Genomic DNA, 12,460 nt, shown 5'->3' on the forward strand with positions numbered 1-12,460 from the left:
CGCGCCGGCCGGCTGGCGCGCCGCCGTCTCCCAGGGACGGGGTGTTCGCTCCGGATCGGTGAAGAACAGCAGGGGGGGCAGGCTCGCGGCGCCCGGGCTGACAGCCGTCGCGGCGCGGTTTAGAGCCAGAGCCGCGTCCCACAGGATGCGCGCGTCGTCGCTGTAACCGGCCGGCAGGATCATGACCCCTTCTTCCCCCGCTTCCCCGTCGCCGTCCATCGCCGAACGGATCGACCATGTCCGGGCGCGCATCGACGCGGCCTGCCGCACGACCGGCCGCGACCCGGCCGAAGTCACCCTGACCGCCGTGTCCAAGACCCAGCCGCCGGAAGCGATCGACGCCGCCCTGGCGGCGGGCCAGCGGGTGTTCGGCGAGAACCGGGTGCAGGAGGCGCAGGCGCACTGGGCCTCGCGCCGCGACACGCCGGGGCTGGAACTGCGGCTGATCGGCCCGCTGCAGACCAACAAGGCCGCCGACGCCGTGGCCCTGTTCGACGTGATCGAGACGCTGGACCGGCCGAAGCTGGTCGAGGCGCTGGCGGCCGAGGCCGCGAAGGCGGGGCGGAGCCCGCGCCTGCTGGTGCAGGTGAACACCGGGGCCGAGCCGCAGAAGGCCGGGGTCTTGCCGGAAGAGGCCGACGGACTGATCGCCGCCGCCCGGGCCGCGGGCCTGCCGGTCGAGGGGCTGATGTGCATTCCGCCGGCGGACGAGGCGCCGGGCCTGCATTTCGCCCTGCTGCGCAAGATCGCCCGCCGCAACGGGCTGGACGTGCTGTCGATGGGGATGAGCGGCGACTATGAGGTCGCGATCCGCTTCGGCGCGACCCATGTGCGGGTCGGTTCGGCCCTGTTCGGGGCGCGAAAAACGACGGAAACCTCCGCTCGCGAGTGAAAATCACGAGGCAACGGACCGGACGCCCTTGGCGTTTGGACCGGCTCTGTCCATTGTTACAGCCATGCCGACGCCCAAGACGATCCTGATCATCGACGACGACGACGACCTGCGCGAAGCGCTGGCGGAGCAGCTGGCCCTGCACGAGGCCTTCCGCCCGGTGCAGGCCTCGACCGCCACGGAAGGCGTGAAGATGGGGCGCGAGGTCCGCGCCGACCTGATCCTGCTCGACGTCGACCTGCCGGACATGGACGGCCGCGAGGCCTGCCGCCTGCTGCGCAAGGACGGCGTCTCGACCCCGATCATCATGCTGACCGCCCAGTCGTCGGATTCCGACACCGTGCTGGGGCTGGAAGCCGGCGCCAACGACTATGTCACCAAGCCCTTCCGGTTCGCGGTTCTGCTGGCGCGCATCCGCGCCCACCTGCGCAGCCACGAACAGTCCGAGGACGCGGTGTTCCGCATCGGGCCCTATGAGTTCCGTCCGGCGTCCAAGGTGCTGGTCGACGACAAGGGCAAGAAGGTCCGGCTGACGGAAAAAGAGACCAACATCCTCAAGTACCTCTATCGCGCCGGGGCCAAGGCCGTGTCGCGCGAGGAGCTGCTGACCGAGGTGTGGGGCTACAACGCCGGGGTTACGACCCACACGCTGGAAACCCACATCTATCGCCTGCGCCAGAAGATCGAGCCCGAGCCCGGTCAGGCGCGGCTGCTCCTGACCGACGCGGGCGGGTACCGGCTTCAGCCGTGAGGCAGGGCCTCCGCTGAGGCCCGTTTCTCCATCGACAGGCTGAGGATCGCCAGCGCCAGAGCGGCCAGAGGAACGGCCGCCGAGATCATCGGCACGGCGCTGATGCCGATCGTCGTGATCACCGCCCCGCCCAGCCAGGCGCCGAAGGCGTTGCCGAGGTTGAAGGCGGCGATGTTCAGGCTGGAGGCCAGGCCCTGACCGGCGCCGCCGGCTTGCTGGAGCACGCGCATCTGCAACGGGGCGACGGTCGAGAAGGCCGCGGCGCCCAGCAGGAAGGCCGCAGCCACCGCGCCGTACCGGTCATGGAAGGCCCAGCCCGAGGCGAACATCACCACCGTGAGGGCCAGAAGCGTGCCCAGCAGGGCCGGGGCCAGCCGCCTGTCGGCCAGCTTGCCGCCCAGCAGGTTGCCGCCGACGAGGCCCGCGCCGAAGACCAGCAGGATCGGCGACACGGCGGCCTCGGACCAGCCGGCGACCTCGGTCAGCAGGGGCTGGATATAGGTGAAGATGGCGAAGACGCCGCCGAAACCCAGCACGGTCATGGCCAGACCCAGCAGGACCTGCGGGCGCTTCAGGACGGCGAACTCGTCGCGCAGGCGGCCGAGGGGTTCGGTCGCCTTCACCGCAGGGACGAGCAGGGCGAGGACCAGCAGGGCCAGCAGGCCAATGCCGGTCACGGCCCAGAAGGTCGAGCGCCAGCCGAACTGCAGACCCAGCCAGGCGCCGAAGGGCACGCCCATCAGGGTGGCCAGGGTCAGGCCGGTGAACATGATGGCGATGGCCGAGGCCTTCTTCTCGGGCGCGACGAGGCCGGTGGCGACCACCGCCCCGACGCCGAAGAAGGTGCCGTGGGCCAGGGCCGTCAGGATGCGGGCAGCCATCAGCAGCTCATAGGTCGGGGCCAGAGCACAGGCGAGGTTGCCGAGGGTGAAGATGCCCATGAGGACCAGCAGGGTGGTCTTCTTCGGCAGGGTGCGGGTGGCGATGGTCAGCAGGGGCGCACCGACGAAGACGCCGAGCGCGTAGCCGGTCATCAGCAGGCCGGCGGCGGGAACGGAGACGCCCAGGTCGCCCGAGACCTGCAACAGCAGGCCCATGATGACGAACTCGGTGACGCCGATGCCGAAGGCGCCGACGGTCAGGGCATAGAGGGCGAGCGGGGTGCGGGAGGGGACGTGGGTCATGGCGGCCAGATGGCGGAGCGCCGTCACCTGCACTAGATGTCACCAGAGACCTTCATCTGTGAGATCAAGTCAACGATGGCGCGACTGGACCTGAACCGCTCGGGCGAGATGGAGGTGTTCGTGCGGGTGGTCGCGTCCGGCGGCCTGTCGGCGGCGGCGCGGTCGCTGCGGATGACCCCTTCGGCGGTCAGCAAGCTGCTGGCGCGGCTGGAGGCGCGGCTGGGCGCGCGGCTGATCAACCGCTCGACCCGCAGCCTGACGCTGACGCCCGAGGGGCAGGTCTTCCACGACCAGGCGGTGCGGGTGCTGGCCGATATCGACGAGGCGGAGCGGGCGGTGGCCAGCTCGGCCCGGCCGCGCGGCCGGGTGCGGGTGAACGCCAGCGTCGGCTTCGGCGCGCATTGGTTGATCCCGCTGGTGCCGGCCTTCACCGCCCGTTACCCGGAGGTGGCGCTGGATCTGGTGCTGACCGACCAGGTGGTCGACCTGATGGACGCGCGGACCGATGTGGCGATCCGGGTCGGGCCGATGCCGGCGTCGTCGCTGATGGCGCGCAAGCTTCTGGAGACCCGGATGGCGGTGGTGGCCGCGCCCGACTATCTGGCGCGGCGCGGAACGCCGGAGACGCCGGACGATCTGGCGGCGCATGACCTGATCGGCTTCAACTTCACCCGTCATCTGGCCGGCTGGCCGCTGCTGACGACCGACGGGCAGAAGATCATCCACCGCTTCGACAGTCCGGTGACGGCGGGCGACGGGGAGACGGCGCGGGCGCTGGCGCTCGCGGGGGCGGGGCTGGCGCGCCTGTCCCTGATCCATATCCAGCCGGACCTCGACGCCGGGCGGCTGGTGAAGGTGCTGGAGCCGTTCAATCCGGGCGACATCGAGGAGGTCCGCGCCGTCTATGTCGGGCATGGCGGGCGGCTGCCGTCCCGGGTGCGGGTGTTTCTCGACTTCCTGGCGGAGGCGGTCCGCTAGAGGGCGCGGCCCTGATCGGGGCGCCACTCGTCGAGCCGGACGCCGTCGGCGGTTTCGAAGGCGACGATGTCCAGTGAGACGGCGGCGATGCAGGTCGGGCGGGCGTCCGGGCCGGGCGCGCTGCAACGGACAGGGCGGCCGTCGGGGAAGGTCGTGACGCGTCCCTCGAGCACCAGCCGGTAGCCGCGAGCCGGGGCCGCGGGCGCACGGCCTTCGGGCCCCCGCAGCACATGGCGATAGGCGTTGTCCGCCCGGCGGCCCAGACGGGACCCGCCCTCGGGATGGATCACCGCCAGCCCGTCGGTCAGTGGCGAGGCGGGGAGGGCGGCGGGTGGTTGGCCGTCAGGACCGTCCGAAGGCGAAACCGGCGCGGCGACGGGCGGGCAGTCGCCGGTCGCCAGCCATGGCCGGGAAATCCAGTAGCCGTCGACGCGATCCCAGGGCGGATCGCCCGCGCTTCCGGCGGGGCCGCCCGCGGTCCAGTTCGCCGGGACGAGGCTGAGGGTCTGGGAGCGGCCGTCGTCGCTCCAGCGCCAGGCGGCGAGGCCGTCGGGGTCGGTCGCGCCCGCGGGCCCGGTGCAGCCGAAGGGCAGTTTCAGCGCGAAGCTGCGTCCCGCCAGCGCGGCCCCGTCAGGCGTTCCGCCCGCGGCGTGGGTCGAGGCGGCCGTGGCGAGGGCGGCGACGAGATCCGTGCGGGACAGGGCCGTCGGCAAGGTCGTCGTGGCGGGCGGGGGCGTCGGGGCGGGCTGCGGCGCCGGATCGGACCCGGCCTCCTGCCTCTGGCAGGCGGCGACGGACAGGGGAGCGAGGACCAGAAGCGCAAGCTTGTGCAGATCGGACCTCTTCGCCATGGAACTCTCGTCTCCCAACGTCGCTGTTCATGAAGCCTAGCGCGTAGAGGCCGGGGAGGTTCGTGAGTTTCGATCAAATTGCAGCCCTTGTGGTTCTCGCCGGGGTCATCGGCGCGCTGGTGCACGGCAAGCTGAGGGCCGACGTCGTCGCCCTGACCGGCGCCGCCGTCCTGCTGGTGCTGGGCGTCGTTCGCCCGGTGGAGGTGCAGGGCGCCTTCGCCAGTCCCGCGGTCATCGCGCTCGCGGGCCTGTTCGTCATCGCCTATGCGATCGAGCTGTCGGGCCTGCTGGCGTGGCTGATCCGCAAGGCGCAGGGGCTGACGCGGGTCATGGGGTCGCAGGCCATCTGGCTGGTGATCGGCGCCTGCGGCTCGGTCGGAGGCTTCCTGAACAACACGCCGGTGGTGGTGCTGGCCGCGCCGGTGGTGCGGGACATGGCGACTTCGCTGAACCTGTCGCCCAAGCGCTTCCTGATGCCGCTGAGCTATGTGGTGGTTCTGGGCGGCTTGCTGACGCTGATCGGCACCTCGACCAATCTGCTGGTCAATGACATGGCCCGGAACGCCGGGCAGCCCGTGTTCGGCCTGTTCGACATCACCGGCGTCGGTCTGGTGATCGCCGTCACCGGCGGCCTGTACCTGTATTTTATCGGCGCCCGGCAGTTGGATCGCCCGGCTCGCTTCGATGAGGTGAGAATGAAGCGCCGCCAGTTGGCGGAGGCCCGTATCCGGGCGCGCGGCCATCGCCGGACGCCCCCTCTGGGCTGGCTGGGCCGGGTCTTCGGCGCCCGTCCCGGCGCCGCCTCGGCCGACATGGCCGGGGATGCGGCCCTGGGCGACGTGGCCCTGTTCGAGGACGGCGCCAATCAGCCGTTGCGGCCGGGGCGGGCCTTTACGGCCCTGGGCGTTTTTCTGGCGGTTATCGCGGCCTCGGCCCTGGGGATCGCGCCGATCGCGGCGGCGGCCTTCGCCGGGGCGGTGCTGCTGATCCTGTGCCGGGTCATCACCGCCGACGAGGCCTATGCGGGCCTTCGACCGGAAATCCTGCTGCTGATCGCTGGGATGGTGGTGGTCGGCATGGCGATCGAGGTGACCGGGCTGGCCGCGGCGGCGGCGTCCGGGCTGATCGACGTGATCCGTCCGCTGGGGCCTCTCGGCGCGCTGATCATCTTTTACGGCGTGACCCTGTTCGCCACGGAGCTGCTGTCCAACGCCACGGTGGCGGTGCTGATCACCCCGGTCGCGGTGGCGCTGGCGGAGAGCCTGGGGGTCGATCCGCGGCCCTTCTTGGTGGCGGTGATGATGGCCGCCTCGGCCGCCTTCGCCACGCCGTTCGGCTATCAGACCAATGTGCTGGTCTTCAACATGGCCGGGTACAGCTATCTGGACTTCGTGCGGGTCGGCATTCCGCTGAACCTCGTCACCTGGGCGGCGGCCATGGTGGCGATCCCGGTCTTCTTCCCCTTCTAGAGGTCGAGGTCCATCGTCACCGGGGCGTGGTCGCTGGGCTGCTCCCACGCGCGGACGTCGTCGTGAATACGCCCGGTTCCGGCCATCACGGCGGGGGTCAGGCCGGGCGAGGTCCACAGGTGATCCAGACGCAGGCCGCGGTTCGACTTGCGGAAGTCGGCGGCGCGATAGCTCCACCAGCTGGCCAGCTTGGTCGGCTCGGGGATCTGGGCGCGCAGGACGTCGGTGAAGTCCCCCGCCTCCTGCAGGCGGCGCAGGGTCTCGATCTCGATGGGGGTATGGCTGACCACCTTCGACATGTAGCGGTGGTTCCAGACGTCGTTTTCGCCGGGGGCGATGTTGAAATCGCCCGCCAGAACCAGCGGCGCCTTGCGGTCGCGGGTCGCCATGTCGGCGGTCAGGCGCTCGTAGAAGTCCAGCTTGTGATCGAATTTCGGGTTCAGGGCGCGGTCGGGCAGGTCGCCGCCGGCGGGGATGTAGAAGTTCTGGATCTCGACGCCGTCGACCATGACCCCGACGCAGCGGGCGTGCCCCTCGCGGCAGACGTCCAGCTTCGGCGCCTCGGTGATCGGCTTGCGGCTGGCGATGGCGACGCCGTGCCAGCCCTTCTGGCCGCCGATCTTCAGGTGCGGCAGGCCCATGGCCTCGAACGCGGCCCGGGGGAACTGGTCCTCCAGGCATTTGATCTCCTGCAGGCACAGGACGTCGGGGGCCTGTTCGGCGACGAAGCGGGCGACCTGGTCCACGCGCAGGCGGACCGAGTTGATGTTCCAGGTGGCGATGCGAAGCATGGTTCGGTCCTAGCCCGAACCGGCGGGCCGTCGCTAGCGCGGGGTTTCGGCGATCCAGGCCTGAACCAGCCGGTCGGCCTGCCGCGCCGCGCCCGTGTCTTCCACGATCCGGGTGTTCGGGCAGCCGTCGCCGAGGGTCAGGCTGGAGGTCGATCCGCTCCGGGTCCAGGAGACGGTGGTCTGGCTGCCCCAGGCTTCGCCACGGGATTCACAGGGCTCGGCGGGACGATCGAGAGGGGCGAGGAGTTCGACGATCTGGTGGAAGCGGTCGGGGCCGAGCTCAAGCGTCCCCTCGACGCCGCGGCCCATCGGATCGACGGACCGGTGGACCAGATGTCCCGACGAGTCGATCACCCAGAAGACCAGAAAATCGCGCTGCGGCGTGGACTGCTCGTAGCGGACGGAGTCCGGGTCGTCGGTCGCGCTCGGCCCGACCGCCCGGGGCGTCGGGGACAAGGACAGGGAGAGGGCGACCAGCAGGGCGATCATGTTCGCAGAATGCTGTTCCGCCGGCGGACTGTCGAGCCTGGCGTAAAAAAGCGCCCGGTCGGGTGGACCGGGCGCTGCAAGGTTCGTCTCTCTCTCGCCGCCGGGAAGGGGATGAAATCCGTAGCGGTTCAGATCGGCTCCCACCGATCTGTGGCCAAAGTGCCACGCAAGACAGAAAATGTCAAACCTTTCGACGGCGAAGCCCAGCCGTGGCGATACGGCAACGCTTCGCGCGTCAGGGGAAACCTAGTTGCGGCCCGGGCGACGGGTCGGGTCGCGCAGCTGGAACAGGCTGGCGGCCAGGTTCGATGCCGGTTGCAGGGTGGTCAGGCGGGTGGTGGTCCGCGACCCCTGGGCGTCGATGATGGTCCATTCCTGCAGACGCACCGGATTGCCGGCGAACGACAGGATGATCTGGCCGTCGTTCGGACGGCGGGCATCGCGGGCCGTGATGGCGAAGGCGCCGGACTGCATGCGGGTGACACGGTCGATGCGGACGCCCTGGTCGAGACGGACGTTGCGCGACAGGAAGGCCGAAAGCGGGGTCTGGCCCAGCGGCACCTGCTGGAAATTGTTCAGGCGCGGGTCGTAGCGCTTCACATTGTAGCCGTCCGAGACGACCAGCAGGCCCTGCGGATTGGTGTACTCGAACCGCATCTTGCCTGGGCGCTGCAGGTAGAAGCGGCCGGCGCGCTGGGCGGGGCCCGACACCTCGGTGAAGGTCCCCTGGGCGGAGGTCAGGCCCTGCAGATAGGTCTGGGCGCGTTGCAGGGTGGCCCGGTCCTCGGCGGACAGGTTCGACTGGGCGTGGGCCGGCAGGGCCGCGACGGCGGCGACAGCGGCGGTTCCGAGCGCGAAGGCGCGACGTGAGACGGTCATTGGCAAGCTTCTCCCGTTCGGGATGGTTGTCGATCAGGCCGTCTTGCCGGAGCGGTCGGGCAGGGGTTTGACCCAAGCCAGACCATATTCCGGCGCTGCGATGAAGCCCCGTTCATCGGGGGTGATCGCGGACAGCCCGTCCCAAACGCGTCATGGCCGGGCCGGTTCAGCCCCCGCCCGCTAGATCATCGGCGGCGGACCGGCCAGAACGTCGCGCTTGCCCGCGTGGTTGGCGGGGCTGACCACGCCTTCCTGCTCCATCCGCTCGATCAGGGAGGCTGCGCGGTTGTAGCCGATCTGCAGGCGGCGCTGGACGTAGCTGGTCGAGGCCTTGCGGTCGCGGGTGACCACGGCCACGGCCCGGTCGTACAGGTCGTCGCCCGAGGAGCCGTTGCCGCCCCCGTCATCGAACGGGCCGTCGCCGTCACCGTCCGGATCGTCGGTGATCAGGTCGAGATAATCGGGCTCGGCCTGGGCCTTCAGGTGGTTGCAGACGGCCTCGACTTCCTTGTCGTCGACGAACGGGCCGTGCAGGCGGGTGATGCGGCCGCCGCCGGCCATGTAGAGCATGTCGCCCTGACCCAGCAGCTGCTCGCCGCCCTGTTCGCCCAGGATGGTGCGGCTGTCGATCTTGGAGGTGACCTGGAAGGAGATCCGGGTCGGGAAGTTGGCCTTGATGGTGCCGGTGATGACGTCGACCGACGGGCGCTGGGTGGCCATGATCAGGTGGATGCCGGCGGCCCGGGCCATCTGGGCCAGGCGTTGCACGGCGCCTTCCACATCCTTGCCAGCGACCAGCATCAGGTCGGCCATCTCGTCCATGACCACTACCAGATAGGGCATGGGTTCGGGACGGATCTTCTCGGACTCGTAGACCGGGCGGCCCTGTTCGTCGAAGCCCGTCTGGACGGTGCGTTCGAAATGCTCGCCCTTCTCGATCGCGGCGCGGGCGCGGTCATTGTAGCTGGCGATGTTGCGCACGCCGAGCTTGGACATCCGGCGATAGCGGTCCTCCATCTCGCGCACGGTCCACTTCAGGGCGACGACCGCCTTCTTGGGATCGGTGACGACCGGGGCCAGCAGGTGCGGGATGCCGTCATAGACGCTGAGCTCCAGCATCTTGGGGTCGATCATGATGAAGCGGCACTGCTCGGGCGTCAGCTTGTACAGGATCGACAGGATCATGGCGTTGACCCCGACCGACTTGCCCGAGCCGGTGGTGCCCGCGATCAGCAGGTGGGGCATGCGCGCCAGGTCGGCGACATAGGGCTCGCCGCCGATGGTCTCGCCCAGCGCCAGCGGCAGCAGGTGCGAGGGCTTGTCGTATTCGGTCGAGGCCAGCAGGTCGCGCAGGTAGACGGTCTCGCGCTTGGCGTTGGGCAGCTCGATGCCGATGGCGTTGCGGCCCTGGACCACCGAGATGCGGCAGGCGCGGGCGGACATGGAGCGGGCGATGTCGTCGGCCAGGGCCACGACGCGGCCGTGCTTCACGCCGGGGGCGGGGACCAGTTCGTACAGCGTGACGACCGGGCCGGGGCGGATCTGGTCGATCACGCCGCGCACGCCGAACTCCTGCAGCACGCCTTCCAGCATCTTGGCGTTCTGCTTCAGCGACTCCTCATCGACCGAGGCGACGCGCTTGGCGGGCTTGGACAGCATGCCCAGCGGCGGCAGGTCGAAGCCCTCGGAGCTGCCGGCGAAGTCGAAGGCGGTCTGGTTCTCGTCCACCTCGCGACGCGAGGCCTTGGGCGCCTTGGCGGCGGCGACCTTCGGCTCGGGCGCGGCGCGGGCGGGGGCCGGGGCGGGCTCGTCCCACGGCGGCATGTCGTCGGCGTCGTCCAGCGAGACGGGGGCGTAGGTCGGCGCGGGCGCCGCGGCCGCGCGGGGCGAGGGGGCCGGGTCGAAGTCGGGCTCCGGCTCGGGGCGGGGGCGCGGCGTGCGCTTCGGCGTGGGGGCGTTGCGCGCCCTGGCCGGTTGCGGGCGGGGCGCGCCGCGACGGCTGTTCACCCAGGCGAAGGTGTCGCTCAGGTCGGCGATGCGCAGGCCGACGGCGTAGCCGACGCCCCACAGGCCCAGCGGCAGGAACAGCAGGGCGCCGATCAGGCCGGCCGCGCCGATGCGCAGGGCCTCGCAGGCCATGGCCAGGAGGCCGGTCACCGCGTCGCCCCACAGGCCGCCGAGGCCCGCGGCGAGCGGCCAGGCCGCCGGATGGACCAGCGAGGACAGGCCCGCCGACAGGGCCAGCACGCCGCCGGTGGCGGCCAGGGCCTTGAGCGGGGTCGGCTTCAGGCGCTGCTGGATGGCGTCGCCGATGGCGCCCGCCAGGCCGAAGGCGACCAGCAGCAGGACGGCGGGCCAGGCGGCCAGGCCGAGGGACTGCATGAACAGGTCGGCGAACAGGGCCCCGTTGGCGCCCAGCCAGTTGGTCGGCGCCTCCGACGAGGCGGCGTTCAGGCTGGGATCGGCGGGATTCCAGGACAGCATGGCCACGGCCAGCAGGGTCGCCAGCAGGGCCTGCAACACGCCGCGGAAGCGCACGACGAACGGCGCGTCCCACAGGATGCGGGCGCTGACCCAGGCGCGTTGACCGAGGGCGAGGGCGGCGGACATGCGGATGCGCTCTCCGGGAAGGCGGGACTCGGCCGCCTTTGTCGCTTGGAGAGGGTTAAGGGCCGTTTACCAGAGCGCGATGCGCGCGACGTTCAGGCACTGGACGCCGGCCCCGCGCGGCGCGACAACCGGCGCCATGAGCACGCCGGATCGCTACGACATCATCATCGCCGGGGCCGGGATGGCCGGGGCGACGTTCGCGCTGGCGGCGGCCCAGGGCGGGCTGAAGGTGGTTCTGATCGATCCGCAGCCGTTCGACGCCCAGCTGGCGCCGACCTTCGACGGCCGCTCGACGGCCATCGCCTTCGCCACCTTCCGCATGTTCGACGCGCTCGGCGCCGGGGCGGCGATGCGGCCGCACGCCTGCCGGATGGACCGGATCCTGGTCACCGACGGACACCGTCCGGGGGCGGCCAGCCGCCGCCCGTCGTCGGCCCTCCTGCGCTTCGACGCCGACGAGATCGCTGATCGCACCGACGGCGAGCCGCTGGGCTATATGGTCGAGAACCGCCGCATCCGGACGGCCCTGGCCGGGGCGGTGATCGCCGCCGGGATCGAGGTCCGGGCGCCGGCCATGGCGAAGAGCATCGAGGCAGGCCCGGGCCGGACGACGGTGACCCTGATCGACGGGGCGGTGCTTGAGGCTCCGCTGGTGGTCGGCGCGGAGGGACGGCAGTCGCCGGTGCGCAAGGCCGCGAAGATCGACACGGTCGGCTGGGGCTATGGCCAGAGCGGCGTCGTGGCGACGGTGTCCCTCGGCCGGGACCACGGCAATGTGGCGCACGAATACTTCCTGCCGGGGGGGCCCTTCGCCATCCTGCCGCTGACCGAACAGCGCGCCAGCCTGGTCTGGACCGAGACGACCCGCCGGGCCGAAGCCCTGCGCGCGGCGTCGGATGAAGCCTTCCACGCCCATCTGGTGCGGCGCTTCGGCGAGTATCTGGATGACGTCACGGTGGTGGGACCGCGCTTTGTCTATCCGCTGTCCCTGCAACTGGCCGAGGATCTGACCGCGCCGCGTACGGCCCTGATCGGCGACGCCGCCCACGGGGTGCATCCGGTGGCCGGGCAGGGGCTGAACATGGGTCTAAAGGACGCCGCGGCCCTGGCCGAGGTGGTGATCGAGGCCATGCGCACCGGCGAGGACATCGGCTCGGAGATCGTGCTGGACCGCTACGCCCGCTGGCGCCGGTTCGACAACGTCGCCCTGACGGCGGGCTTCGACGGCTTCGTGCGCCTGTTCTCGAACGACCTGGCGCCGGTGCGGCTGGCGCGCGATCTGGGCATGGCGGCGGTCAACCGCATCCCGGCCCTGCGCAAGGCCTTCATGCATGAGGCGGGCGGGGCGACGGGCGACCTGCCGCGGCTGCTGCGGGGCGAGCCGGTCTGAGCTTTCCTCCCCGTCGCGATCCGCGATGGGGAGGTGGCTCGGCGGCGATCAGCCGACGAGACGGAGGGGGCGGCGCGGATGGAAAGGGATTGGCGGCCAGCTTTCAGAAGCCTGAGCCGCCCCCTCCGTCACGCTTCGTATCCGAAGCGCGACACCTCCCCATTCGCAACGCGAAC

11 protein-coding genes and 1 pseudogene are annotated in these 12,460 nt (G+C 70.9%); 5 read left to right on the forward strand and 7 right to left on the reverse strand.

Translation table 11 applies throughout. The annotated features are described in order from the left end of the window. Positions 1-183, reverse strand: a pseudogene (locus VGE03_RS09500) (thiamine phosphate synthase); the annotation flags it as partial. On the opposite strand from VGE03_RS09500, the gene VGE03_RS09505 reads away from it, so the two are divergent. Continuing rightward, positions 182-892: a YggS family pyridoxal phosphate-dependent enzyme gene (locus tag VGE03_RS09505; RefSeq protein WP_331046241.1), complete on the forward strand. Its 711-nt coding sequence runs from the start codon at positions 182-184 to the stop codon at positions 890-892. The pseudogene VGE03_RS09500 and the gene VGE03_RS09505 sit on opposite strands and share 2 nt — an antisense overlap. Positions 893-956: 64 nt before the next feature. Then, positions 957-1,643 carry a response regulator transcription factor gene (locus tag VGE03_RS09510; protein ID WP_141625292.1) on the forward strand — a complete coding sequence of 229 codons (687 nt, stop codon included), beginning with the start codon at positions 957-959 and terminating at the stop codon, positions 1,641-1,643. On the opposite strand, the gene VGE03_RS09515 is transcribed toward VGE03_RS09510, so the two are convergent. Then, entirely contained in the window at positions 1,634-2,854 is a 1,221-nt protein-coding gene (locus VGE03_RS09515) for an MFS transporter (RefSeq protein WP_331046242.1), read from the reverse strand. The genes VGE03_RS09510 and VGE03_RS09515 overlap by 10 nt on opposite strands. 48 nt (positions 2,855-2,902) lie before the next feature. Here VGE03_RS09515 and VGE03_RS09520 point away from each other — a divergent pair, with 48 nt between their 5' ends. Further along, the gene (locus tag VGE03_RS09520; protein WP_331046243.1) at positions 2,903-3,805 is read left to right on the forward strand and encodes a LysR family transcriptional regulator; all 903 of its coding nucleotides are present in this window, start codon (positions 2,903-2,905) and stop codon (positions 3,803-3,805) included. On the opposite strand, the gene VGE03_RS09525 is transcribed toward VGE03_RS09520, so the two are convergent. Continuing rightward, positions 3,802-4,656, reverse strand: a complete 855-nt coding sequence (locus tag VGE03_RS09525) for a hypothetical protein (protein WP_331046244.1) — start codon at positions 4,654-4,656, stop codon at positions 3,802-3,804. The two genes, VGE03_RS09520 and VGE03_RS09525, sit on opposite strands and share 4 nt — an antisense overlap. A 62-nt stretch (positions 4,657-4,718) precedes the next feature. On the opposite strand from VGE03_RS09525, the gene VGE03_RS09530 reads away from it, so the two are divergent. Then, the gene (locus VGE03_RS09530; RefSeq protein WP_331046245.1) at positions 4,719-6,125 is read left to right on the forward strand and encodes an SLC13 family permease; all 1,407 of its coding nucleotides are present in this window, start codon (positions 4,719-4,721) and stop codon (positions 6,123-6,125) included. Here VGE03_RS09530 and xth read toward each other — a convergent pair. The 4 genes from xth to VGE03_RS09550 all read right to left on the reverse strand — a co-directional run bounded on the left by xth (position 6,122) and on the right by VGE03_RS09550 (position 10,894). After that, positions 6,122-6,916, reverse strand: a complete 795-nt coding sequence (xth, locus tag VGE03_RS09535) for an exodeoxyribonuclease III (protein WP_331046246.1) — start codon at positions 6,914-6,916, stop codon at positions 6,122-6,124. The two genes, VGE03_RS09530 and xth, sit on opposite strands and share 4 nt — an antisense overlap. A 33-nt stretch (positions 6,917-6,949) precedes the next feature. Further along, entirely contained in the window at positions 6,950-7,405 is a 456-nt protein-coding gene (locus VGE03_RS09540; RefSeq protein ID WP_331046247.1) for a hypothetical protein, read from the reverse strand. Positions 7,406-7,651: 246 nt separating this feature from the next. Then, positions 7,652-8,284: an outer membrane lipoprotein carrier protein LolA gene (locus VGE03_RS09545; protein WP_331046248.1), complete on the reverse strand. Its 633-nt coding sequence runs from the start codon at positions 8,282-8,284 to the stop codon at positions 7,652-7,654. A gap of 180 nt (positions 8,285-8,464) precedes the next feature. Next, on the reverse strand, positions 8,465-10,894 hold the full coding sequence (locus VGE03_RS09550) for a DNA translocase FtsK (protein WP_331046249.1): 2,430 nt from the start codon (positions 10,892-10,894) through the stop codon (positions 8,465-8,467). Positions 10,895-11,030: 136 nt separating this feature from the next. Here VGE03_RS09550 and VGE03_RS09555 point away from each other — a divergent pair, with 136 nt between their 5' ends. Next, positions 11,031-12,284 carry a UbiH/UbiF/VisC/COQ6 family ubiquinone biosynthesis hydroxylase gene (locus VGE03_RS09555; RefSeq protein ID WP_331046250.1) on the forward strand — a complete coding sequence of 418 codons (1,254 nt, stop codon included), beginning with the start codon at positions 11,031-11,033 and terminating at the stop codon, positions 12,282-12,284. Positions 12,285-12,460: the final 176 nt, after the last annotated feature.

The organism is Brevundimonas sp. (assembly GCF_036400995.1).
Classification (GTDB): domain Bacteria; phylum Pseudomonadota; class Alphaproteobacteria; order Caulobacterales; family Caulobacteraceae; genus Brevundimonas.

Excerpts from the sequence above, each read along its gene's own strand:
- VGE03_RS09505 (WP_331046241.1), top strand. The coding sequence starts at position 182 with ATGACCCCTTCTTCCCCCGCTTCCCCGTCGCCGTCCATCGCCGAACGG.
- VGE03_RS09510 (WP_141625292.1), top strand. The coding sequence starts at position 957 with ATGCCGACGCCCAAGACGATCCTGATCATCGACGACGACGACGACCTG.
- VGE03_RS09520 (WP_331046243.1), top strand. The coding sequence starts at position 2,903 with ATGGCGCGACTGGACCTGAACCGCTCGGGCGAGATGGAGGTGTTCGTG.
- VGE03_RS09525 (WP_331046244.1), bottom strand. The coding sequence starts at position 4,656 with ATGGCGAAGAGGTCCGATCTGCACAAGCTTGCGCTTCTGGTCCTCGCT.
- xth (WP_331046246.1), bottom strand. The coding sequence starts at position 6,916 with ATGCTTCGCATCGCCACCTGGAACATCAACTCGGTCCGCCTGCGCGTG.
- VGE03_RS09540 (WP_331046247.1), bottom strand. The coding sequence starts at position 7,405 with ATGATCGCCCTGCTGGTCGCCCTCTCCCTGTCCTTGTCCCCGACGCCC.
- VGE03_RS09545 (WP_331046248.1), bottom strand. The coding sequence starts at position 8,284 with ATGACCGTCTCACGTCGCGCCTTCGCGCTCGGAACCGCCGCTGTCGCC.
- VGE03_RS09550 (WP_331046249.1), bottom strand. The coding sequence starts at position 10,894 with ATGTCCGCCGCCCTCGCCCTCGGTCAACGCGCCTGGGTCAGCGCCCGC.
- VGE03_RS09555 (WP_331046250.1), top strand. The coding sequence starts at position 11,031 with ATGAGCACGCCGGATCGCTACGACATCATCATCGCCGGGGCCGGGATG.